At 64.8% G+C, this 21,553-nt stretch carries 20 protein-coding genes and 1 pseudogene; 11 read left to right on the forward strand and 10 right to left on the reverse strand.

Going from position 1 to position 21,553, the window contains the following annotated elements:
• Positions 1–44: 44 nt before the first annotated feature.
• From JMY29_RS18355 to JMY29_RS18375, 5 genes and pseudogenes are all read left to right on the forward strand, one after another.
• Positions 45–773, forward strand: a pseudogene (locus tag JMY29_RS18355) (FadR/GntR family transcriptional regulator).
• On the forward strand, positions 770–1,798 hold the full coding sequence (locus JMY29_RS18360; RefSeq protein WP_374757538.1) for an asparaginase: 1,029 nt from the start codon (positions 770–772) through the stop codon (positions 1,796–1,798). Before JMY29_RS18355 ends, JMY29_RS18360 begins: the two are co-directional and overlap by 4 nt.
• Before the next feature lie 13 nt (positions 1,799–1,811).
• Positions 1,812–3,227, forward strand: coding sequence for an aspartate ammonia-lyase (aspA, locus tag JMY29_RS18365; protein ID WP_189076755.1), 1,416 nt, complete (start codon positions 1,812–1,814; stop codon positions 3,225–3,227).
• Positions 3,228–3,374: 147 nt separating this feature from the next.
• Positions 3,375–4,883, forward strand: a complete 1,509-nt coding sequence (locus tag JMY29_RS18370; protein ID WP_018779954.1) for an amino acid permease — start codon at positions 3,375–3,377, stop codon at positions 4,881–4,883.
• Positions 4,884–5,027: 144 nt separating this feature from the next.
• Positions 5,028–5,699 (forward strand): FadR/GntR family transcriptional regulator, encoded by a 672-nt coding sequence (locus JMY29_RS18375; protein ID WP_079582886.1) that lies wholly within the window; start codon positions 5,028–5,030, stop codon positions 5,697–5,699.
• Here JMY29_RS18375 and JMY29_RS18380 read toward each other — a convergent pair.
• From JMY29_RS18380 to JMY29_RS18400, 5 genes are read right to left on the reverse strand one after another with little or no spacing between them, the layout of a single operon-like run.
• Positions 5,696–6,565, reverse strand: a complete 870-nt coding sequence (locus tag JMY29_RS18380; RefSeq protein ID WP_189076756.1) for an amidohydrolase family protein — start codon at positions 6,563–6,565, stop codon at positions 5,696–5,698. The two genes, JMY29_RS18375 and JMY29_RS18380, sit on opposite strands and share 4 nt — an antisense overlap.
• Positions 6,562–7,509, reverse strand: a complete 948-nt coding sequence (locus JMY29_RS18385; RefSeq protein ID WP_189076757.1) for an aldo/keto reductase — start codon at positions 7,507–7,509, stop codon at positions 6,562–6,564. The genes JMY29_RS18380 and JMY29_RS18385 overlap by 4 nt, the downstream gene beginning before the upstream one ends.
• Positions 7,506–7,820: an L-rhamnose mutarotase gene (locus tag JMY29_RS18390; protein WP_039243256.1), complete on the reverse strand. Its 315-nt coding sequence runs from the start codon at positions 7,818–7,820 to the stop codon at positions 7,506–7,508. The genes JMY29_RS18385 and JMY29_RS18390 overlap by 4 nt, the downstream gene beginning before the upstream one ends.
• Positions 7,813–9,165, reverse strand: a complete 1,353-nt coding sequence (locus JMY29_RS18395) for an alpha-L-fucosidase (protein ID WP_189076758.1) — start codon at positions 9,163–9,165, stop codon at positions 7,813–7,815. The genes JMY29_RS18390 and JMY29_RS18395 overlap by 8 nt, the downstream gene beginning before the upstream one ends.
• Positions 9,162–10,466, reverse strand: coding sequence for an L-fuconate dehydratase (locus JMY29_RS18400; RefSeq protein WP_189076759.1), 1,305 nt, complete (start codon positions 10,464–10,466; stop codon positions 9,162–9,164). Before JMY29_RS18400 ends, JMY29_RS18395 begins: the two co-directional genes overlap by 4 nt.
• Positions 10,467–10,605: 139 nt before the next feature.
• Between JMY29_RS18400 and JMY29_RS18405 the strand changes: the two genes are divergently transcribed.
• Both JMY29_RS18405 and JMY29_RS18410 read left to right on the forward strand, forming a co-directional pair.
• Positions 10,606–11,517: a fumarylacetoacetate hydrolase family protein gene (locus JMY29_RS18405; protein WP_189076760.1), complete on the forward strand. Its 912-nt coding sequence runs from the start codon at positions 10,606–10,608 to the stop codon at positions 11,515–11,517.
• A gap of 10 nt (positions 11,518–11,527) precedes the next feature.
• Entirely contained in the window at positions 11,528–12,280 is a 753-nt protein-coding gene (locus tag JMY29_RS18410; protein ID WP_055975373.1) for an SDR family NAD(P)-dependent oxidoreductase, read from the forward strand.
• Between the two features lie 15 nt (positions 12,281–12,295).
• Here the strand turns inward: JMY29_RS18410 and JMY29_RS18415 are convergent, their stop codons facing one another.
• Positions 12,296–13,462 (reverse strand): FG-GAP repeat domain-containing protein, encoded by a 1,167-nt coding sequence (locus JMY29_RS18415; RefSeq protein WP_189076761.1) that lies wholly within the window; start codon positions 13,460–13,462, stop codon positions 12,296–12,298.
• A 159-nt stretch (positions 13,463–13,621) separates the two neighbouring features.
• Here JMY29_RS18415 and JMY29_RS18420 point away from each other — a divergent pair, with 159 nt between their 5' ends.
• Entirely contained in the window at positions 13,622–14,914 is a 1,293-nt protein-coding gene (locus JMY29_RS18420; RefSeq protein ID WP_189076762.1) for an ATP-binding protein, read from the forward strand.
• Positions 14,915–15,065: 151 nt separating this feature from the next.
• Positions 15,066–16,310, forward strand: coding sequence for a low temperature requirement protein A (locus JMY29_RS18425; RefSeq protein WP_189076763.1), 1,245 nt, complete (start codon positions 15,066–15,068; stop codon positions 16,308–16,310).
• Positions 16,311–16,373: 63 nt separating this feature from the next.
• Here the strand turns inward: JMY29_RS18425 and JMY29_RS18430 are convergent, their stop codons facing one another.
• Both JMY29_RS18430 and JMY29_RS18435 read right to left on the reverse strand, forming a co-directional pair.
• Entirely contained in the window at positions 16,374–16,910 is a 537-nt protein-coding gene (locus JMY29_RS18430; RefSeq protein ID WP_018779965.1) for an HD domain-containing protein, read from the reverse strand.
• Between the two features lie 84 nt (positions 16,911–16,994).
• Positions 16,995–17,786, reverse strand: coding sequence for an SDR family NAD(P)-dependent oxidoreductase (locus tag JMY29_RS18435; protein ID WP_039243241.1), 792 nt, complete (start codon positions 17,784–17,786; stop codon positions 16,995–16,997).
• Positions 17,787–17,903: 117 nt separating this feature from the next.
• Between JMY29_RS18435 and JMY29_RS18440 the strand changes: the two genes are divergently transcribed.
• Positions 17,904–18,542: a TetR/AcrR family transcriptional regulator gene (locus JMY29_RS18440; protein WP_189076764.1), complete on the forward strand. Its 639-nt coding sequence runs from the start codon at positions 17,904–17,906 to the stop codon at positions 18,540–18,542.
• Between the two features lie 26 nt (positions 18,543–18,568).
• Here the strand turns inward: JMY29_RS18440 and JMY29_RS18445 are convergent, their stop codons facing one another.
• Together JMY29_RS18445 and gluQRS are read right to left on the reverse strand one after the other, a co-directional pair.
• Positions 18,569–19,729 (reverse strand): serine hydrolase domain-containing protein, encoded by a 1,161-nt coding sequence (locus tag JMY29_RS18445; RefSeq protein WP_079582908.1) that lies wholly within the window; start codon positions 19,727–19,729, stop codon positions 18,569–18,571.
• 25 nt (positions 19,730–19,754) lie between these two features.
• On the reverse strand, positions 19,755–20,642 hold the full coding sequence (gene gluQRS, locus JMY29_RS18450; RefSeq protein ID WP_189076765.1) for a tRNA glutamyl-Q(34) synthetase GluQRS: 888 nt from the start codon (positions 20,640–20,642) through the stop codon (positions 19,755–19,757).
• A 362-nt stretch (positions 20,643–21,004) separates the two neighbouring features.
• Between gluQRS and JMY29_RS18455 the strand changes: the two genes are divergently transcribed.
• The gene (locus JMY29_RS18455; protein ID WP_026267476.1) at positions 21,005–21,463 is read left to right on the forward strand and encodes an Lrp/AsnC family transcriptional regulator; all 459 of its coding nucleotides are present in this window, start codon (positions 21,005–21,007) and stop codon (positions 21,461–21,463) included.
• Positions 21,464–21,553 lie beyond the last annotated feature (90 nt).

A 21,553-nucleotide genomic window follows, 5' to 3' on the forward strand; every position in this document is an offset into this window, starting at 1 on the left:
TTTCAGCGTTGACAGCCTCTTGTGACCCGTGCCATATTCGAAGCGTGAACCTGTCAGACAGCCGGACAGCCGGACAGCAAGAGCCCGTGAGCGGCCAATCAGCGCATATGCCTATTTCGCGCATTTCCGCAGCTGAGGCCGTCTTTGCTGCGCTCCGGCGGGCCATCGAGGGTGGCCAGTTCGATATCGGGACCAAGCTGAGTTCCGAAGCGACGCTGGCTGCCCAGTACGGTGTCAGCCGCTCAGTCATCCGGTAAGCGCTACGGTCGTGCAACACCTTGGGCCTCACAGTCACCAAAACCGGCAAGGGCACATTCATTGTGGCCAACAAGGTTGCTAATGACCTTACCTTGGGTCAGTACAGTGCACGCGATCTCAACGAGGCACGTCCGCACATCGAGATCCCGGCAGCGGGACTCGCGGCGCAAAGAAGGACCGAGGAAGAGCTCGAACACCTCAAGGACATCGTCCAGGAGATGCTCAACGAGACCGACCCCGAATCATGGGTGAACCTGGACGCCACGTTCCACTCAGCCGTGGCCCGGGCCAGCGGAAACCGCGTGTTCGCCAGCGTTGTCTCTGACATCCGCGAGGCCTTGGCCCACCAGTCGGAAACCCTCAACCTCGTTGCTGACAGGCAGCACCGCTCGGACGAGGAACACGTCGCAGTGCTGAACGCGATTGAAGCCGGCGATTCCGAAGCCGCAAGCAGGGCGATGGCCGACCACCTCCAGGCCGTCAGCGTTGCGCTGGACACAATCCTCAACAAATGACCCACCCAAAGGACACCATGCCCGTCCCCACAGCACCGGCCCATCAGGCCGCGGCGCAGAACACCAAGGCGCCAAACCACGTCCCGCTTGTCGAAGTGACCCGCGACGGACTGGTGGAGAGCATCCACTACGGCTCGCTGATCGCACTCTCGGCAGAGGACAGCAGCCTCATCGAGGCCGGCCAGCCGGACGCCCCCATGTACCCGCGTTCGAGCCTGAAGCCACTGCAGGCTGTCGCGCTCCTGAAGGCCGGCCTGGACATCCCCGAAAACCTCCTGGCGCTCACGGCTGCCAGCCACTCCGGCGCAAAGATGCACCGCGACGGCGCCACTGAGATCCTGAGGCTGCACGGCCTCAACGACCAAGCCCTGGCCAACAGCACGGACCTTCCGTACGGCGTCGCCGAACGCGAGGACTGGCTCCGCGCCGGAAACGGCCCCACCCGGATCGCGCAGAACTGCTCCGGCAAGCACGCGTCCATGACCGCCGTCTGCGTCATCAACGGCTGGCCTGTAGAGGGATACCTGCACCCGGAGCACCCGCTGCAGGTCCTGGTCCGCGACACCATCACCGAACTGACCGGCGAGGAAGCGGCCGCAGTCAGCACAGATGGTTGCGGGACTCCGCTGTTCGCCCACTCGCTGCATGGCATGGCCCGCGCCTATGGCCGCCTGGCCGCCGCAGACCAGGACACTCTCGAAGGCAAAGTTGCGCACGCCATGCGCCGCTTCCCGGAGATGGTGGCCGGCGAAGGTCGCGACGTCACCGCCCTCATGCGTGCGGTCCCCGGCTTGCTCGCCAAGGACGGCTTCGAAGGCCTCCAGTTGGTTGGCCTTCCGGACGGCACCGGCCTGGCGGTGAAGATTTCCGACGGCGGCGATCGCGCCCGCATGCCCGTCACCGTTGAGGTGCTTCGCCGCTTGGGCGTCGACGGCGGCAGCCTGGACACGCTTCAAAGCCCACCTGTGCTGGGCGGCGGCCTTCCGGTCGGCGAGCTCCGTGCAGCCCGAATTTTCAGCAACTAAACCAAGGACAGCTATGACCACCGTCGATCAGGCGATCCCCCTCCGTTCCGAACACGACCTCCTGGGCGATCGCGATGTACCCGCGGACGCCTACTGGGGCGTCCACACCCTCCGCGCTATCGAGAACTTCCCCATCACCGGGCAGCCGCTGTCCACCAACAAGCACCTGGTCCGTGGACTGGCTGCGGTCAAGCAGGCCGCCGCCCGCACCAACCACGAGCTGGGCCTCCTGGACGCTGAGCGTGCGAACGCCATCGACCAGGCCTGCCAGGACATCCTGGACGGGAAGCTGCAGGAGCAGTTCATGGTGGACGTGATCCAGGGCGGCGCAGGAACCAGTTCCAACATGAACGCCAACGAGGTCATCGCCAACCGTGCCTTGGAAATCCTGGGGCACCCGAAGGGTGACTACGCCAAGCTGCACCCGAATGACCACGTGAACCTGAGCCAGTCCACCAACGACGTCTACCCGACTGCCGTGAACCTGGCCACGATCTTCTCGGTCAAGGAACTCCTCCTGGCCCTCGAAGAGCTTGAGCAGGCCTTCGCCGAAAAGGGCCGTGAGTTCCGGACCGTCGTGAAGATGGGCCGCACCCAGCTCCAGGACGCTGTGCCCATGACGCTGGGCCAGGAATTCGGTGGTTACGCCGTGACCATCGGCGAGGACCGTGCCCGACTGGACGAGTCCCACATGCTCATCCATGAGATCAACCTGGGTGCCACGGCCATCGGTACGGGCCTGAATGCCCCGGTTGGCTACGCGGACGCAGCTTGCCGCCACCTGGCCGAAATCACCGGCCTTCCCCTGCTGACCGCCGCGGACCTCATTGAGGCCACCCAGGATGTGGGAGCGTTTGTCCACCTGTCCGGTGTGCTGAAGCGCGTGGCAGTGAAGCTCTCCAAGATTTGCAACGACCTCCGCCTGCTGTCCTCCGGGCCGCGTGCGGGATTGGGCGAGATCAACCTTCCGGCAGTGCAGTCCGGTTCGTCGATCATGCCCGGCAAGATCAATCCGGTGATCCCGGAAGTGGTCAGCCAGGTGGCGTACGAAGTCATCGGCAACGATGTCACCGTCACCATGGCCGCGGAGGCAGGCCAGCTCCAGCTGAATGCCTTCGAACCGATCATTGTGCACAGCCTGCACAAGAGCATCTCCCACCTGGAAGCAGCGTGCCGCACCCTTACGGCACGCTGCGTCCGGGGCATCACCGCAAACACCGAGCGGCTACGGCTTACCGTGGAGCAGTCGATCGGTCTCGTCACGGCATTGAACCCCCACATCGGTTACGCCTCCGCCACCGCTATCGCCCAGGAGGCGCTGGCGACGGGCAAGGGTGTGGCAGAACTCGTGTTGGAGCACGGTCTCCTGACCGCTGCCCAGCTCGAGGAATTGCTCAGCCCGGAACGTCTGGCCAACCTGAGCAAATAGGCCAGATCAGGCCAGAGAAATCCCAGCGGCTGTAGTCAGCCGTCCCGCCCGATGAGGCATACCCCCAACGAGGCGCTGTCCTGTGTGCCCGGATCCCCGACCGGATCCACCCAGGACAACCCCAACAGGACACTCCTAAGGATTCCAATGACCAATCCCATCACTGACCACACGGTTCCGGCCCAAGCGCACGCCAGTGAGAAGGCCCTGCACAAAGAGGACTCCGGCTACCACAAGGACCTCAAGCCCCGCCAGATCCAGATGATCGCGATCGGTGGCGCAATCGGCACCGGCCTGTTCCTGGGCGCAGGTGGCCGTCTTAACGCCGCCGGCCCGTCCCTGGTGATCGCGTACGCCGTCTGCGGCTTTTTTGCCTTCCTGATTCTCCGCGCACTGGGTGAACTGGTGCTGCACCGCCCGTCCTCGGGTTCGTTCGTCTCCTACGCCCGTGAGTTCTACGGCGAGAAGGCGGCGTTCGTCTCCGGCTGGTTCTACTGGATCAACTGGGCCACCACCACCATCGTGGACATCACGGCGGCCGCTCTCTACATGAACTTCTTCGGCAAGTACATCCCCTGGATGGGCGCCGTTCCGCAGTGGGCGTGGGCCCTCATCGCCCTGGTGGTGGTGCTGAGCCTGAACCTCGTCTCCGTGAAGGTCTTCGGCGAGATGGAATTCTGGTTCGCCCTGATCAAGGTTGCTGCCCTGGTGGCCTTCCTCCTGGTTGGCACGTACTTCGTCATCTTCGGCACCCCGGTTGATGGCCAGGAAGTCGGCTTCAGCCTGATCTCGGACAACGGCGGCGTGTTCCCGAACGGCATCCTGCCCATGATCATCCTCATGCAGGGTGTGCTGTTCGCCTACGCCTCGATCGAACTCGTGGGCACGGCGGCCGGCGAAACTCCTAACCCCGAAAAGATCATGCCCAAGGCCATCAACTCCGTGGTCTTCCGCATCGCGGTCTTCTACGTCGGCTCGGTCATCCTGCTCGCCCTGCTGCTCCCCTACACCTCCTACGAAAAGGGTGTCAGCCCGTTCGTGACGTTCTTCGGATCCATCGGTGTCCAGGGCGTTGACGTGATCATGAACCTCGTGGTCCTCACGGCAGCACTGTCCTCGCTGAACGCCGGGCTCTACTCCACGGGCCGTATCCTCCGTTCCATGTCCGTGGCGGGTTCCGCTCCGAAGTTCGCCCAGCGCATGAACAAGGCCGGCGTCCCTTACGGCGGCATCGCGATCACCGCAGGTGTTTCCCTGCTCGGTGTTCCGCTGAACTACCTCGTCCCGTCCGATGCCTTCGAGATCGTTTTGAACGTGGCTTCCGTGGGCATCATTGTCACCTGGGCAACCATTGTGCTGTGCCAGATGCAGCTCAAGCGCTGGTCCGACAAGGGCTGGGTGAAGCGTCCGTCCTTCCGTTTGTTCGGCGCACCCTACACAGGTTGGTTGTCCTTGGTCTTCCTTGCCGGCGTCCTGGTGATGGTGTTCATCGAGTCCCCGCTCACCATGCTGGTGACCGCGATCGCTTGCGGGCTGATGGTCTGGGGCTGGTTCCTGTGCCGCAAGCAGATCCACGAGCTCGCCGCCACGCGTGACGGTTACACGGGCAGCGCCCCGGTGATCGCCAACCGCCCGTTGCCTGGCGGCGATAAGTAACAGCAGTACCCGTTAGCGCCCGACGGCGGCGCCCGGGTTCCGTAACAGCGGAACCCGGGTGCCGCCGTCGTTGGTTAACGCCCCCCAATTGGGTGAGGTCGCGGCGCGGGCAGACATCCGATCATTCGTGGCTACTATTGGTCCATGGCTGTCACAGACGAAGCGATCAGCAAGATCAAGGACATGCTGATCCGCGGCGAACTCAAGGCGGGCGATCGGCTTCCCCCTGAAAAGGAACTGAGCGAACGTCTTGGCCTTTCCAGGAGTTCGCTGCGTGAAGCAGTGAAGGCCCTGGAGCTGATCCGGGTGCTGGACGTGCGCCGCGGCGACGGCACGTACGTGACCAGCCTCGATGCGAAACTGCTCAACGAGGCCGTGGCGTTCGTGGTGGACCTGCACCAGGACCGTTCCATCCTTGAACTCTTCGAGGTCCGACGAATCCTGGAACCCGCCACGGCCCAGCTGGCAGCGGGCAAGATTACCGCGGACGAGCTCCAGTCCCTGCGGGCCACCATGGACGGGATCGACGAAAACACCGACGTCGAAGAACTCGTGGCCCATGACCTCGAGTTCCACAGCATCATCACCGCAGCCGCGGGAAACGACTACCTCGGCAGCCTCTTGGAGGCCCTTTCCAGCAGCACGGTGCGGGCCCGGATCTGGCGTGGATTGACGCAGGAAAAGGCCGTGTCCCACACTTTGGCGGAGCATCGTGCCATCGCGGATGCGCTGGAGCGCGGTGATGCGGAGCTGGTGCGGGCTCTGGTGACGGTGCACATCAGTGGCGTGGAGAACTGGCTGCGCCAGGCCCTCTAGGCATCCACCAACGGGTTGGCCGCCAGCCCATAGGTACGGATCGCAGTCCCCTCCAGGATGGAATCCTGCTCCGCGGGGCTCAGGGAGGACACCAGTTCCAGCAGGACGTCGAGGGTCCGGCCGTAAGGCGCCCCGAGGATGCTGACCGGCCAGTCGCCACCGATCATCAGGCGGCCGGCGCCGAAAGCTTCCAGCGCGGTTTCGAACAGCGGCCGCAGTGCCGCGCTGGCGTACGGCAGCCCCGGAGCGTGGAGCCCGGATAGCTTGGCTACGGTGTTAGGCTCGCGGCCCAAGGCAAGGAAATCAGTGCGCCACGAGTCCATGAGCGAGGCATCGGACCGCGGCGGCTTCCCCAAATGGTCAAGGACCACGGTCAGCTCCGGGAGGTCCCGGGCAAGCCGGACGGCCGCGCCCAAATGACGGGGGAATGCGTCCGGAATATCAAAGACCAGGCCACGTAGCGCCACCAAAGCGAGGGACTCGCGCACGGTAGGGAACTCCAGGAAGTCCGCCCGGGGATCGTCGTGCACCAAGTGGCGCACGCCCTTGAAGACAGGCTGTGCACTGAAGCTGTCCAGCTGGGAAGCGCACTCAGCCGGCGAGTCCAACCGCACCCAGCCCACCACGCCCAGCACCCACGGATTCCGCGCTGCGACGGCCAGCATGCTGTCCGTATCGGCTATGGTGTCGTCGGCCTGGACCAGCACCGCAGCCCGGACACCCGCGGCCTCCAGGGTCTCCCCCGCCTCTTCTTCGCCAAAGCTGCGGAAGAGCGCACCGTGCTGCGGACCGAGCCACGGGTAGGGACGTTCACCGCCGGTGACGAAAGTGTCCAGCGTCCACAGGTGCAGGTGTGAATCAATCACTGCCCGGCGCCTTTCCGCAAGCCCTCCAAAGCCTCCCACAGCTCTTCGGGGAGTGGCTCGTCCATGCGGGCGGCGTTGGTGGTGACCTGTTCAGGAGAAGTCGCTCCTGCTGTCACGTTCACCACGGCCGGATGCCGCAGCGGGAACTGGAGTGCCGCCGTCGGGAGTTCGACGCCGAAGTCGCGGCAGACGTACGCTAGCGCCCGGGCCCGCTCCAGCACTTCCGGCGGCGCTTGGTCGTAGTTGTAGTGCGCGTCGTCGGGGACGTCCGGGCGGGCCAGGAGGCCCGAGTTGAAGACGCCCACATTCACGACGCCGGTGCGGCGCTCCACACAGCGGTCAAGCAGCGGAACGTCTGGCTGCTCCAGCAGGGTGTAGCGCCCGGCAAGCATCAGGAGGTCCAGGTCGGCGGCTTCGACGCACTCCAGCGCGGCTTCGGCGGAGTTGGTGCCCACGCCAATCGCCGTGACCAGGCCTTCGGAACGCAGCTTTTCCAGGGCCGGCAAGCCTTGTTCGATTCCGGCCTGCAGGTCGTGGACGTCGGGGTCGTGCAGGTACGCGATGTCCACATGGCTAAGGCCGAGCCGCTCCAAGGACTCCTCAATACTGCGACGGATGCCTGCCTCGGAGAAGTCCCAAACACGACGGCTGGTGGCAGGAACGTCGAAGCCTTCGGAATCCCGGCCTTCGGACCCGTTGGGTTCCAGCAGGCGCCCCACCTTGGTGGAGATGACGAATTCCTCCCGCGGTTTGTCCCTCAGGACAGCACCGAGCCTTTGTTCGGACAGGCCCAGTCCGTAATGCGGCGCGGTATCGAAGTAGCGGATCCCGGCGTCCCACGCCGCAAGTGCCGTGGCGAGGGCTTCCCCATCAGGAAGGGCCCGGTAGAGATTCCCTATGCCCGCTCCGCCGAAACCGAGCTTGCCCAGATCAGGTGCATTCATGGCAGTTCCCATACTCTACCGATACCCCTATCAGCCCCGGAGTAATCGTCCTGGACCTCCAAAAGTTCAGCCATGCGGGCTTGCCACGGGACGTTGGCGGGGTGATCGGCGAGCGCATGCCGCATTGCCTGGTAGTCGTCCACGTCCACCACGTGGAAGAGGTCGAGCCCGCTGCGCCAGATACGCCAGTTCCGCACCCCCGCTTCCTTCAATGCCGCCACGAGTTCCGGAGGGATGTTCGCATGGGCGTCAGAGTATTCCTCCTCGGCACCGGGCTTGAGGCGGGTGTGCAGGGCGATGCTCTCAGTCATCGCGTTCACCGGCCCCTGTGGAACCGGGCTCTGCGGAGACGGCCTCTGTGGAGCCTGCCCCTGTGGAGCCGGGCTTGAGGAACAATTCCAGCACGGGAACAGCGGCATCGGGTCGCTGCACCGGCAGCTTGATGGTCAGCGTGCCCGGCGGCTGGCCTCCGGGGGTCATGTTGGCTGGTTGCTGCCCGGGGTCCACTTCCTGCAGGAACACCTCCGAGGCATCGTTGAGCAGCTGGGCGTATTCCACTTTGCCTGCCAGGTCCGGCAGGTGCACGTATTCGAAGGGCCAGCTGAACAGGTGAACGTACAGCCTGTCCCCGCGCTGCGTGTAGCGGACGTCGGAGGGCGCGGTGAACGGCGAAGTCCCCGCCCCGTAGATGGAGCGGGAGTGCAGCTGCATCCACTTCCCGATTCCCTCCAACGACTCCAGCGCCCGCGGATCAAGGGACCCCCTGCCGGTGGGGCCAACGTTGAGCAGCAGGTTGCCACCTTTGGAGACGCCATCCACCAGCATCCGGATCAGCAGGTCCACGGACTTGTAGTTTTGGTTGTCCCGGTCGTACCCCCAGCTGCCGTTCAGGGTTTGGCAGGCCTCCCAGGTGACGGGTTCGCCGTCGAGCATCATGGGGCCGGCGGGCTGGTACTGCTCCGGCGTGACAAAGTCTCCCGGGATGTCCAGGCGGTCGTTGACCACGATCCCGGGCTGCAGTTCACGGACCATGGCGAGCAGCGCCTCCGAGCCCCAGTCGTCACGACCCTTGCCGCCCCAGAACTCTGCGTGGCCGAGGCCGGCGTAGGAGAAGTCGAAGAACAGATAGTCGATGGTGCCGTAGTTGCTCAGGAGCTCGCGCACCTGGCCATGGAGGTAGTCACGGTAACGGGCCATGTCGCGACCGGCGTTGAGGCTTTCGACGTCGGCGGCGTTGCGTTGGGGATGTACCCCGTCAATGGTGAAGTCGGGGTGGTGCCAGTCAACGAGCGAGTGATAGAAGCCCACCTTCAGCCCCTCGGCGCGGAGTGCTTCGACGTAGGGCGTGATCAGGTCCCTGCCGGCGGGCGTGTTGGTGGCCTTGTAGTCGGTCAGCGCCGAATCCCAAAGGCAGAAACCGTCGTGGTGTTTGGTGGTGAGGACCACGTACTTCATCCCTGCCTCGCGGGCGGCCCGGGCCCACTCGCGGGGATCGTAGAGGTCCGGGTCGAAGCGGCGGAAGTACTTTGAGTACTCCTCCACCGTGATCTCCTCCCGGTTCATCACCCATTCGTGTCGTGCGGGCAGGGCGTAGATGCCCCAGTGCACGAACATGCCGAAACGTGCTTCTTCGAACCAGGGGGCGTGCTGGATCAATGGGTTTCCTTCCATACCGGGCCGCCCGGAAAGCTGTATGCGGCCAGTGTTTCACGGAGCATTTCGTTGCCGGCACCAGGGGACGACGGCGGCCAGTACGCGCCGCTGTGGACGTCCACGGGTGTGACGAAGTGTTCGTGGAGGTGGTCCACGAACTCTATGGTCCTGCCCTCTTTGGTCCCGGTGACCGCCACGAAATCGAACATGGACAAATGCTGCACGGCTTCACAGAGCCCCACTCCGCCTGCGTGCGGGCATACCGGGACCCCGAACTTCGCGGCCAGCAGCAGGATGGCGATGTTCTCGTTGACCCCGGCTACGCGGGCGGCGTCGATCTGCAGGACCTGCAGCGAGCCCGCCTGGAGCATCTGTTTGAACACCACCCGGTTCTGGACGTGCTCCCCCGTTGCCACCGGAATGGGTGCCACTGCGCGGGCGATGGCGGCGTGCCCGAGGATGTCGTCCGGGCTGGTGGGTTCTTCGATCCAGGCGATGTCGTACGGGGCAAGGTGGGCCATCCAGTCGATGGCGTCCTGGACATCCCAGCGCTGGTTGGCATCAACAGCGATCCTGATGTCCGGGCCCACGGCGGCGCGGGCGGCCCGGACGCGGCGGATGTCGTCGTCCAAGGACGCCCCCACCTTCAGCTTGATCTGTGTGAATCCGTCCGCCACCGCTTCCTTGGCCAGCCGCGTCAGTTTCGCGTCGCTGTAACCCAGCCATCCCGGCGTCGTGGTGTACGCGGGGTAGCCTTCAGCGCGAAGGGCGGCCTTCCGCTGTTCCTTTCCCGGTTCTGCGGCGCGGAGGATGGCCAGGGCTTCGTCCGGGGTGAGTGCGTCCGTGAGGTACCTGAAGTCGACCAGTGCCACGATTTCTTCGGGGGCCATGTCGGCAAGCAGTTCCCACAGGGGAAGTCCCGCACGTTTGGCTTTCAAGTCCCAAAGGGCGTTGACCACCGCGCCGATGGCCATGTGCATGACGCCTTTTTCGGGTCCGAGCCAGCGGAGTTGGGAGTCGTGGGCCAGGAGCTTCCACGTCGCACCCATGTCCTCCAGCAAGGCTTCGACATCGGCACCAAGGATGTGTCCGCGCAGGGCGTTGATGGCTGCCGTTTCCACCTCGTTGCCGCGACCGATGGTGAAGACGAAACCGTGGCCCTCATGCCTGTCGGTGGCGTCGGTGCGGATGACCAGGTACGCGGCTGAGTAATCCGGATCCGGGTTCATGGCATCGGAACCATCCAGGTCCCGGGACGTCGGGAAGCGAATATCGAATGTTTCGATTTCGGTGATGATGCTCATTGGGCTCCTGGCTACGTCGTATTCTTCGATGACAGCTAAACATCGGATGTATGCCTTGTCAATGGGTCACATTTCCGTATTATGGGGGAAAACATCACACTAGAGTTCGGATGTTAGTCCCGAACGCACGGAGGAAGCCATGACCTTGAAATTCGCCAGGCTGGGTACGGCCGGAAACGAACAACCGGCCGTCATCGCCCAGGACGCCCACGGCCTCGAAAAATACTTCAGCCTCACCACCCTCACCCAGGACATCGACGGCAAGTTCCTCGCCTCTGATGGCATCGAACGCACCCGTGCGGCCCTGGAAAACGGTGAACTCGGGGAAATTTCGGCCGAGGGGCTGCGCATCGGCGCACCCGTCGCCCGCCCCGGCGCGGTGGTTGCCATCGGCCTGAACTACACCGCGCACGCTGCCGAATCCGGCGCCACGCCGCCCGAAGTTCCCGTGGTGTTCCTGAAGCCGAGCAACACCATCGCGGGACCGTTCGACGCCGCCCCCATCCCGCCGTCGTCCGAAAAATACGACTGGGAAGTGGAGCTGGCCATCGTAATCGGCCGGGAAGCGTCATACCTTTCCTCCGTTGAAGAAGCGGAGATGTGCATCGCCGGCTACGCCGTGGCCAACGACCTCTCGGAGCGCGAATACCAGATTCCCGGCGCTGCCGGACAGTGGACCAAGGGCAAGACCCTCCCCGGCTCCACTCCCCTGGGACCCTGGCTGGTACCCGCTGCGGACATCGACGCCGCCAACCTCCGGCTCCGCACCCTGGTCAACGGCGAAGACCGCCAGGACTCAACCACCTCGGACATGATCTTCGACCCCGCCACGATCGTCCACCACCTCAGCCAGTACATGATCCTTGAACCGGGCGATGTGATCATCACCGGCACTCCCGAAGGCGTCGCCCTGTCCGGCCGTTTCCCCTTCATCCAGCCGGGTGACGTTGTGGAACTCGAGATTGAAGGCTTGGGCCGGCAGCGCCAGGAGTTCTACCGGGCACAAGCAGGATCGGCCCGCCCTGTTTCCTTCGCCGGCACCAACGCCTGAGCGCCGCGCCATGACCGGCAAGGAATTCGACGGCCTCGCAGCCCTCGTCACAGGCGGTGCCTCGGGTATCGGGGCGGCCATTGCGGACCGCCTCGCCGCAGGCGGCGCCCAAGTGGCGGTCCTGGACCTCGCTCCGGAAACCAGCCCGCACTTCGGCGTGCACTGCAACGTGGCCGACGACGCCTCGGTGCGCACCGCCGTCGAGAGTGTCGCCCAACAGTTCGGTCGCCTGGATATCGTGATCAACAACGCCGGGATCGGCGCACAGGGTGACATCGCCGCGAACGACGACGAGGAATGGCTGCGTGTCCTCAATGTCAACGTCGTGGGCATTGCCCGCGTCAGCCGCGCGGCCTTGCCGCACCTGCGCCAATCACCGGCCGCGGCGATCGTAAATACGTGCTCCATCGCAGCGACCGCCGGCTTGCCGCAACGTGCACTGTACTCGGCGTCAAAGGGCGCGGTCCTGTCGCTGACCCTCGCCATGGCCGCGGACCACGTCCGGGAAGGAATCCGCGTGAACTGCGTCAACCCGGGCACCGTTGATACCCCCTGGGTGGGCCGCCTGTTGGATTCGGCCGCTGACCCCGCCGGCGAGCGCGCCGCACTCAATGCCCGCCAGCCGCACGGCCGGATGGTGGACCCCGCTGAAGTGGCCGGCGCCGTCGCGTATCTGGCGAGCCCGCTGTCAGGTTCGACGTCGGGCACCTCGCTGGCGGTCGACGGCGGCATGCAGGGTCTGCGGCTGCGTCCGGTTCAGTAACGGGCCGGGGTTGTTTCAGTAGAGCCCGTTGAAGATGTTCCACCCCCAGCCAACAGTCTCCACGCCCTTCCAACCGCCGCGCCCATCGCCGTAGTACATCAGCAGTTCGCCGGCGCTGTTGACGCCGTGGATATCAGCGAAGCCGTCACGGTTGAAGTCCCCGGCACTGCCGATCTTGCCCAGCACGTTCCACCCTTGGCCTACTTGCCGTGGCGCCAACCATCCGCCGCTCCCGTTACCGCCGTAGAGGAACAGACGTCCCGCCTTGTCCTTGGCGAGGACGTCTACCGTGCCGTCGCCATTGAAATCGCCTGGCGTAATGAGCAGGTCCATGACGCCCCAGCCCTGGCCAACATGGACCCGGGGAGTCCAACCACGGGCGGCTTTGGGATAGAGGTAGAGATTGCCATTGGGTTCAGCGGCCAGGAGGTCGTTGTACCCGTCGCCGTCGAAGTCCCCGGGGCCAACGACCTTGTCCATGGCGTTCCAGCCCCAGCCGATCTCCGACGGATAGGCGTTCGCCGGGAAAGTTCCGTCTCCCCTGCCCCAGAACATCCAGAGCCTCCCCACTGCGTCAGTAGCGAGGAGCTCGGTTTTGCCGTCGCTGGTGAGGTCGCCGGCGCCAATGATCCTCGTGTAGGCGCCCCAGCCGGGGCCTATCAGCTGGGGCGGCTTCCATCCTTGCGTTGTGTCCTGGCCCGCATAGAGCATGAGCGCGCCATCTTGCCGACGTCCCAGAAGATCGAAGACTCCCCTGTCCGTGAATCCTTCCGCGCGCATGGGTTGGCTTTTGACCACTTCGGATTCCTTCACCACCACCTGCGCCGGGTGGCACGCCTGCGAGCCCGTGACCACGGCAGAGATCCGGGTTCCGACGTCCTCGATGTCGAGGTCGTAGAACTGCGAGTATGCCGGCTCCGGCGTCACCGGCTCTCCGTCGCGAAGCCACTGGACGGAGTAGCCGTGCTGCGGGTCCGGGTCACAGGAGGAGAAGTACTCGTGGGCGCCACTGACTGACAAGCCGCTCCCGACATAGGCGGGGCCATTGATGCTGAAATCGTCCGGTTCCACGGCATTCGCAGCCGGAACCGGGACGGTGGAGGCCAGGATCGCGGCCAGGGTTGCGGCCCCTGCGGCTACTGCCCGCCGCAGCGAGGTTATGACGCCCAATGCAGAACCCACGTTGCTCCCTTGAACATGCTGACAGTTTCCTGCGCCCATCTTAGGTTCGCCCTCCGACGCCGTAACGCAACGGGGCCGCAACGTTCGGCAGCAGTGCTTCGCCTATGCTCAACTCCAAGGAATCAACGGCGACTCACTTACTGCCCAGGAGAAGAACTCATGACCAATTGGCGCATCCGGGACTTTCACTCGTCCGATCTTGACGGCATCCTGCACCTCTGGGAGTCGCTCAAGGCCGACGGCGTGGAGCCCGTCTATGCGTTATCGGAAGTCCTTGCATCCTGCGAGAAGGACCACGCGGTGGTGGCGGTGCAGGGCGAGCAGGTGGTGGGCGCCGCCGTCGGACGTGCCGCGCACGACCAAGGCTGGATCGTTTTCCTCGCCACCCTCACCGAGTTCCGGGGGCGGGGCATCGGCACCTCACTGCTGTCCGCCGTCGAGAACCGCATGGCCCCGCACGGCCTGAACAAGCTGTCCGCTTTGATGCCGGAAACCGAAACGCGCGTGGAAGCGTTCCTGGGCCGCGGCTTCGTGGTGAAGAAGAACCTGCGCTACTTCGAGCGGACCATTCCCGTGCAGCGCCAGGAGCTCGGCGCACTGGGACTGCTCGGCGGGCGGATCCTGGCGCGTGATTTGTGGGAGAACGTGGCGGGCATGCGCCGCGAGAAGGAACTGCTGGAGCGCCGCTTGGTCCTCCCCTTGGCCGAGGCCGACCTCGCGGACGAATACGGCGTGGTTCCTCCGCGGGCAGTGGTGCTGTTCGGTCCTCCGGGCACGGGCAAGACCACCTTTGCCAAGGCCATCGCATCGCGTTTGGAGTGGCCGTTTGTTGAGGTGTTCCCATCCCGGCTGGCCTCGGATCCCAAGGGCCTGGCCGGTGCACTGCGGGAGACCTTCCTGGAAATCGCCGAATTGGAGCACGCTGTGGTGTTCATCGACGAGGTGGAGGAGATTGCCTCCCAGCGTGCCGGGGATCCGCCGTCGCCGTTGCAGGGCGTCACCAATGAACTCCTCAAGATCATCCCCGCCTTCCGCGAACAGCCCGGCCGTTTGCTGGTCTGCGCCACCAACTTCATCCGCGCACTCGATACCGCGTTCCTTCGCCACGGGCGCTTCGACTACGTCATTCCCATCGGGCTGCCGGACGTCCACGCCCGTGAGGCCATGTGGCAGCGCTTCGTTCCGGCGTCGGTGGTGGATGCCGTGGACATCGCCCAGCTGGTGGAGCGGACGGAAGGTTTCTCGCCGGCGGACATTGAGTTCGCGGCGCGCAGCGCCTCCCAGCGTGCCCTGGAGAAAGCCGTGTACGACGACGGTGCTGCCGCCCCCAACGGACGGAAGGGTCCGGTCACGCAGGACTACCTCGACGCGATCGCCGATACCCGGACGACCGTGAGCGCCGAAGTGCACCAGGACTTCCTGGAAGACATCGACGTCCTGGGCCGCGTGTAGGCTTTGGCCGCGGGAACGCCGGAGCCGTGCGGGAACGCCGGAGCGGTGCAGGAACGCCGGAGCCGTGCGGGAACGCCGGAGCCGTGCAGCGATCTGGACGCGAACCGGCGATCTGGACGCAATCCGGCGATCCGCCGGTAATCTTTGAGCCATGTCCACGAATCCCCTTCGCCATGCCCTCTCCCGGATGGGCGGCCGTGATCCCCACGAGAAGCACCGAACGGCCACCCCGCTTGAGCTGTTCTTCGACCTGACGTTTGTCATCGCTTTCGGCGTCGCCGGTAACCAGTTCGCGCATGCCGTGGCTGAAGCCCATGTTGGGCCGGGTTTGCTCGGATTCTGCTACGCCATGTTCGCGGTGATCTGGGCATGGGTGAACTTCACGTGGTTTGCCAGCGCCTATGACACCGACGACTGGGTCTTCAGGGTGGTCACGATGGTCCAGATGGTGGGGGTCCTCATCCTCGCCATGGGCATCGAACCGATGTTCCATTCACTGGTGGAGGGTGACCACGTCAATAACGTGGCCATCCTCATCGGCTACATCATCATGCGCGTTGCCCTGATCTTCCAATGGCTGCGTGCGGCCCGCCAGGACCCCGAACGCCGTGAGACCTGCCTCCGCTACGCCAAGTACCTGGCGCTGGTGCAGGTGGGTTGGGTCGTAGCGTTGGTGATCGAAACCGATGTGCTCACCACGTTCCTTTTGGCCGCACCCTTGTTCGTCCTGGAGATGTCCGTCCCTGGGCTTGCCGAACGCAAAGCCCGCACGCCTTGGCACGCGCACCACATTGCCGAAAGGTATGGCCTGCTCGCGATCATCGCCCTGGGCGAATGCCTGGTGGGCGCCATTGAGACGCTCCGGGCCATCGTTGCCCTGCACGGCTGGACGCTGGATGCCGCGCTGGTCGGCTTCAGCGGCACGGGGCTGGCGTTCGCCATGTGGTGGATCTACTTCATCCTGCCGTCAGGCCCTGCGCTCCATTTCCAAAGGCACCGCTCCTGGGTGTTCGGCTACGGGCACATGTTCATTTTCGCTGCGATTGCCGCCACGGGTGCCGGGCTGCACATCGCTGCCTACTTCATCGACCACGAGGCCAACATCAGCGGGGCAGCGGCCGCGGCCTCGATTGCCATTCCCATTATTTTGTTCAAGGTTTCCCTGACCACGCTCTACGGCATCATGCTCAATCCGGGCCGGGAGCTGCTCTGGAGCACAGCTGTGGTGGTTCTTGGCCTGGCGGGAAGTATCGCCATGGCCGCAGCAGGCGCATCCGTGCCTCTGTGCATGCTGGAAATGATGCTGGTGCTGGGCCTGTCCATCGCATACGACGAACGGCGTGGGCATAAGGGCCGTGCCGCGGCACTTCGCCGGCTGGAAGCTGCGGCCGGCTAGGGCAAGCTACCTGGGGGGCTTAGGGCGGGCACGGGTGCGCCCCAGGCCCGCCCCGCCACGCAGCTACTCAGGAACGATCTCGTCCAGTTCCGCAAGCAGGTGCGGGTTGATCCGCTCAAGGATCTGCTGGACTTCCTCGCGCGGAACTGCCGAATACAGCACCGGGCGGGCATCGGCGTAGCGGGTTACCGGGGGTTTGTCCGGCCACTTCTCCGCGAGGGCCCGGACCCGTTCCGGCAAGGAGTTATGGGCGTTGTCCGCGATCTTTACCAACGTGGCGTCGTGGTCCTCCGCAACGTAACGGATGCCGGCGTCGTAATCATCGGGATCGTCGTGGAAGCGGCGGGTGACGCGCTCGATAATGGCCAGTGCCCGCTCTGACACGCCCATCTCCAGCAGCGCTTGCCGGGTGATGGGCGTGTCCTCGGCGATGTCGTGAAGGTACCCCGCAATCCGGATATCCTCGTCAAAATCGGCAAGGGCATCGCCGACAGCCAGGACATGCTCCCGGTACGGGCGCTTCAGTTTGTCCTTCTGGCGGTTGTGGGCCACCTCCGCCAGGACCTTGGCTGTCTCTACGGTGAAGCGTGGTTCGGTCATGCTGGCCTCCGGCTTGGCAACGGACCTGCGGGGACAGGTCCTTTTACTCAGGCTATCCGCTGTTGCCGCGCCGGAAGTACCGGCCTAGGAGTCCTGGACGGCCCGGGCGGCGATCGCAACGGTCACGGCCCTGGGCAACCGCTGGGCGAAGGCAGCGCCTACCCGGTTCATCCACCCGGAGACAACGCTGCCGGGAGTGACCTTGCGGTCCAGCGCCTTGATGGCCGTCTCCACCACCTGGGCGGAGGTCTGCATCCTGCCCACCGCCGCGGATTGGCTGCCCAGGACATCGAAGAACTCCGTGCGTGTGGCCCCCGGGCAGAGGGCCAGGACATTGAGCCCCGAATCCTTGGTTTCATGGGCGACGGCTTCCGTGAAGCTCAGCACGAAGGCCTTGGTTGCGCCGTAGACCGCCATTCCGGGAATCGGCTGGAAAGCAGCCGTGCTGGCCACATTCACCAGCGCACCCTTGCCCGACTCGAGCATTCCGGGCAGGAAGGCCCGCGTGATATCCACCAGGGCAGCTACATTGAGCGAGATTTCGGAGGCAATAACGGCCGGGTCTTCCTCCACCAACAGGCCATGGGTGCCGAAGCCGGCATTGTTGATCAAGGTGTCCACGGTGATGCCGCGTCCGGCCAGTTCCTTGAAGAGCTCTGCGCCTACGCCTGCCCGGCCCAGATCCATGGGCAGCACTGTCACGGTGATGCCGTGCTCGCTGCGCAGTTGCTGCGCCAAATCTTCCAGACGGTCAACACGACGGGCAACCAGGACGAGGTTGGAACCCCGGGCGGCGAAGCGCTGCGCGAATTCGGCGCCGAGCCCGGAACTGGCTCCCGTGATGAGCGCGGTGGTATCGGAGTAGGTCATGGTCATGATGGGGTCCAATCGTCGGGGCGGGAAATGCTGGGGCGGGGACTGATGTAGTCGCTGTCTACATGGTAGGCAGTGGCTACATTGTTGTCAATGCCTACATTGGCCTAGACTTGACCCATGATCGAACAGCCATACCACCACGGCAAACTTCGGGAAGCCCTCTTGGAGCGCGCCATGGAAACCATCGAGGAGGCCGGCGTCGAGGGACTTTCCCTCCGCCAACTCGCCCGGGACGTGAACGTCAGCCACGGGGCCCCAGCCAAGCACTTCCGTGACAAGCAGGCGTTGATCGACGCCTTGGCGATGGCAGGCTTTGAATTGATGAACCACCGCATCCGCACAGCCGCGGAGTCCGGCGGCACCCTCCAGGAGCGCTTTGTCAGCGTCGCGAAAGCCTACGTCGGATTCGCGGTTTCCCGGCCCGCCCTGCTGACCGTCATGTACTCCACCAAGCATCACCCGGATTCCAGCGCCGAGCTTCGAAACACCGGTGGGCAGGGAATCGAAATAGCCCAGGCAATGATCATCGAAGCCCAGGATGCCGGCGAACTGGCCCCCGGCGACCCCGAAACGTTGGCCATGGTGTGCTTCGTCAGCCTTCACGGCGCGGCGCTGCTCGCGGCCGGCAAGCATCTGGAGGGAACGACGGTGGATGCCATGGTCTCCGCCACCACCGACACCCTCTGGGCAGGCATGGCTGCGGGTGTGCCGGCCGCGAAAATCACGCAGGCAAGCCAGGCAGGGCAGCGCAACTAGCCCAGCGCAACAGCCCTGCGCTGGATCTACGGCGTCAGGCCGGCAATGGCTTCCCGCACCGCGGAGCTTAGCTGGAAGTTACGGCAGCCCACTCCCCCTGGCTCGGCCTGCTGCGGCACGTAGCCAAAGCCGAGCTCATACACAGGGTCCGCAAACCCCAAAGAGGCGCTGGCGCCGTCGTGCCCGAACGCCCGGTAACTGCCAAACGGCATCCGGCTGTGCGACTTCATGAAAACGGTCCCGAAGCAGCCGGTCTCACCGAAAACCCGGTCAATGCCGAAGACTTGCTCAGCGGTCACGGCGCGGATGGTCTCTTCAGCCAGCAAGGGCGCGACGGCGGTTTGCCCGCCTGCCGGGGCCTGCCCGCCCAGGGCCTGCCCGGGTTCGCCGGCCAGGCCCGTTGAAGCCGCCGCATAAATCCTGGCCATGCCATCGGCACTGGACACGCCTGCCGCCGAGCTCAGTCCCGCGGCACGGACTTCGCGGATATTGGGCAGGTCCAGGATGTCGCCAACGGCGGCATTGGCGGCAAGACCGAAATGGCTTGCCGGGTCCACCCATGGCCAGGAAGGATCAGCTGCCCATCGGAAGGGTGCAAAGCGGGACTCCTCGGATTCGGGGAGCCCAAGGTAAAAGTGCGCACCGGTCACGGCCCGGATACGGCGTTCGAAAAGCTCCTGGAGCGTCGAGCCTGTGATCCGACGACATAACTCCTCCATGAAGATTCCGATGCTGAGCGCGTGGTAGCCGAACGCTGCACCGGGCTTCCACAGCGGGGGCAACGCGGCGAGCCTCGCCGCAGCCAGCGCAGAGTTGTTGACCTCGTCCAGGGTCAGGCCTCCCTCGGGCCCCAACAGTCCGGCCTGATGGGACAGGAGCTGCGCAACCGTGATCGAGGCTTTGCCATCGACGCCGAATTCGGGCCAGTACTTGACCACCTCGGCGTCAAGGTCCAGCTGGCCGTCCTGCACCAGCAATGCCATGACCAGGCCCGCCATGCCCTTGGAACAGGAGAACACTCCCGTGACGGAGTCGGGGCGGATATGCGGTCCCCCACTCAGGTCCAGGACTTTGACACCGCGATGATACGCGGCCACCTGGGCGGAATACTCCGGATCCTGCTCCAGGAAACGGCCGAAGAGTTCGGCGACGGATTCGAAACCGGGGGCGACCATCTGTGAATGCATCCAGCCAGCCTACGTGGTGCCCTCCTCAGACCTGGGGAGTTATCCACACCCAGGGCTCTTTGGGCAGCCTCGACGGATCGAATTCCGCCAGGGCGTCCTGTAGTGCTCCACCGGGCAGGCCGAGCGATTCCAGCATTAGGCCGCGGACGCGCGCGGCGGGGATCCCGACGGCGGCGAGGTCGTCCAGCGTTACGGCACCGTCGCGCTTTGCCAGCCTGACGCCGTCGTGGTTCACCACCAACGGAACATGCGCATATACGGGAACCGGCAAGCCCAACAGCGTCGCCAAGTACGCCTGCCGCGGGGTGGAGGGAAGGAGGTCGTCCCCGCGAACCACCTGGTCGATTCCCTGGGCGGCGTCGTCCACCACCACGGCCAGGTTGTAGGCAGTGACGCCGTCATTGCGACGCAGCACAAAGTCGTCCACCACGCCCTCAAATGTGCCGTGCAACTGGTCCTCAACAGGCCACCCGCCAACCCCGGACCGCAGACGGATCGACGCCGGGCGTGAGGCGCGCCTGATCTCCCGCTCGGCGTGGGACAACCGCCGGCACGTCCCGGGGTAAGCCCCCTGCGGAGCGTGCGGGGCGGAAGGCGCTTCCTGGATCTCCCGTCGGGTGCAGAAACACTCGTAGGTGCGCCCCTCCGACGTCAGGCGCTGGATCGCAGCGCCGTAAAGTGCCGCGCGCTCAGTCTGGCGCACCACATCCGCATCCCACGTGATGCCGATGGCCCGCAGATCACGGAGCTGCCCGGTTTCCGCGCCGGACCTGGCACGGTCAAGATCTTCCACGCGCAGCAGGAAATCACGGCCAGTGGACTTCGCGAACAACCATGCCAGGATGGCCGTGCGGAGGTTGCCAACGTGCAGCTCGCCGGACGGGCTGGGGGCAAATCGCCCTGCGGAAGTCATGCACCAAGCCTATGTGCCATCCCTGCACAGCCGGGCAACACAGCCGGGCAACACAAGAGCCCCTCAGCTACCGCAACGATCCGGTGGCTCAGGGGCTCTTGCTGTGCTGTCCGCATCAGCGGACGAGTGCAGAATGACAATGCTGTGAACAAGAGTCAATCAGCGGCTGCTTCCTTGCGGGAAACCTGTACAGGGCTCCGGGTGGTGTTCCGGGTGCCTGTTGCCGGCGGGCTTCGGCGGTAGCCTCGTCCTGCTTCGTTGTCATCATTTCAACAGGGGGCATACAGTAGGTGCAACAGGAAGTCATTTCCTTGATCGATCTGACTACTCCAGAAACAAAAATCCGACAGGAAGTGGTCATTTTGCAGGAACTCGACGCGACCGACCGCAGAATCCTCGCTGCGCTCGACGACGATCCCCGCGTTCCCATCATGGTCCTGGCCCAGAAGCTGCACCTCGCGCGAGGGACGGTCCAATCCCGCCTGGAACGCATGACAACCTCCGGCGCCCTGCGTGCCAACAGCAGCCGCGTCCTGCCATCCGCCCTGGGGCGTGGCGTGGCTGCGGCGGTCAGCGCAGAGCTCGACCAAAGCCACCTGAACGAGGCCATCGCGGCCTTGCGCGAAATCCCGGAAGTCCTGGAATGCCACGCACCCGCCGGCGATACCGACCTCATCATCAGGGTGGTGGCCAAGAGCCCCGACGACCTCTACCGGGTGTCGGAGGAAATCCGGCTGTGCCCCGGCATCGTCAGGACCTCCACCAGCATGTTCCTCCGTGAGGTGATTCCGTACCGGACAACGGGCCTGCTTCTGGAGTAGTTCTGCACATAGGGAAGTTGTCCCCATGTGCCATGCTCCGCAGGCGGCCTAGGATGGGGCCAGATCATCAGCACACAACAATGGGGGCGA

This window comes from Paenarthrobacter nicotinovorans (assembly GCF_021919345.1).
GTDB classification, from domain to species: Bacteria; Actinomycetota; Actinomycetes; order Actinomycetales; family Micrococcaceae; genus Arthrobacter; species Arthrobacter nicotinovorans.

Excerpts from the sequence above, each read along its gene's own strand:
- JMY29_RS18360 (WP_374757538.1), top strand. The coding sequence starts at position 770 with ATGACCCACCCAAAGGACACCATGCCCGTCCCCACAGCACCGGCCCAT.
- aspA (WP_189076755.1), top strand. The coding sequence starts at position 1,812 with ATGACCACCGTCGATCAGGCGATCCCCCTCCGTTCCGAACACGACCTC.
- JMY29_RS18370 (WP_018779954.1), top strand. The coding sequence starts at position 3,375 with ATGACCAATCCCATCACTGACCACACGGTTCCGGCCCAAGCGCACGCC.
- JMY29_RS18375 (WP_079582886.1), top strand. The coding sequence starts at position 5,028 with ATGGCTGTCACAGACGAAGCGATCAGCAAGATCAAGGACATGCTGATC.
- JMY29_RS18385 (WP_189076757.1), bottom strand. The coding sequence starts at position 7,509 with ATGAATGCACCTGATCTGGGCAAGCTCGGTTTCGGCGGAGCGGGCATA.
- JMY29_RS18390 (WP_039243256.1), bottom strand. The coding sequence starts at position 7,820 with ATGACTGAGAGCATCGCCCTGCACACCCGCCTCAAGCCCGGTGCCGAG.
- JMY29_RS18400 (WP_189076759.1), bottom strand. The coding sequence starts at position 10,466 with ATGAGCATCATCACCGAAATCGAAACATTCGATATTCGCTTCCCGACG.
- JMY29_RS18405 (WP_189076760.1), top strand. The coding sequence starts at position 10,606 with ATGACCTTGAAATTCGCCAGGCTGGGTACGGCCGGAAACGAACAACCG.
- JMY29_RS18410 (WP_055975373.1), top strand. The coding sequence starts at position 11,528 with ATGACCGGCAAGGAATTCGACGGCCTCGCAGCCCTCGTCACAGGCGGT.
- JMY29_RS18420 (WP_189076762.1), top strand. The coding sequence starts at position 13,622 with ATGACCAATTGGCGCATCCGGGACTTTCACTCGTCCGATCTTGACGGC.
- JMY29_RS18425 (WP_189076763.1), top strand. The coding sequence starts at position 15,066 with ATGTCCACGAATCCCCTTCGCCATGCCCTCTCCCGGATGGGCGGCCGT.
- JMY29_RS18430 (WP_018779965.1), bottom strand. The coding sequence starts at position 16,910 with ATGACCGAACCACGCTTCACCGTAGAGACAGCCAAGGTCCTGGCGGAG.
- JMY29_RS18435 (WP_039243241.1), bottom strand. The coding sequence starts at position 17,786 with ATGACCATGACCTACTCCGATACCACCGCGCTCATCACGGGAGCCAGT.
- JMY29_RS18440 (WP_189076764.1), top strand. The coding sequence starts at position 17,904 with ATGATCGAACAGCCATACCACCACGGCAAACTTCGGGAAGCCCTCTTG.
- JMY29_RS18445 (WP_079582908.1), bottom strand. The coding sequence starts at position 19,729 with ATGCATTCACAGATGGTCGCCCCCGGTTTCGAATCCGTCGCCGAACTC.
- gluQRS (WP_189076765.1), bottom strand. The coding sequence starts at position 20,642 with ATGACTTCCGCAGGGCGATTTGCCCCCAGCCCGTCCGGCGAGCTGCAC.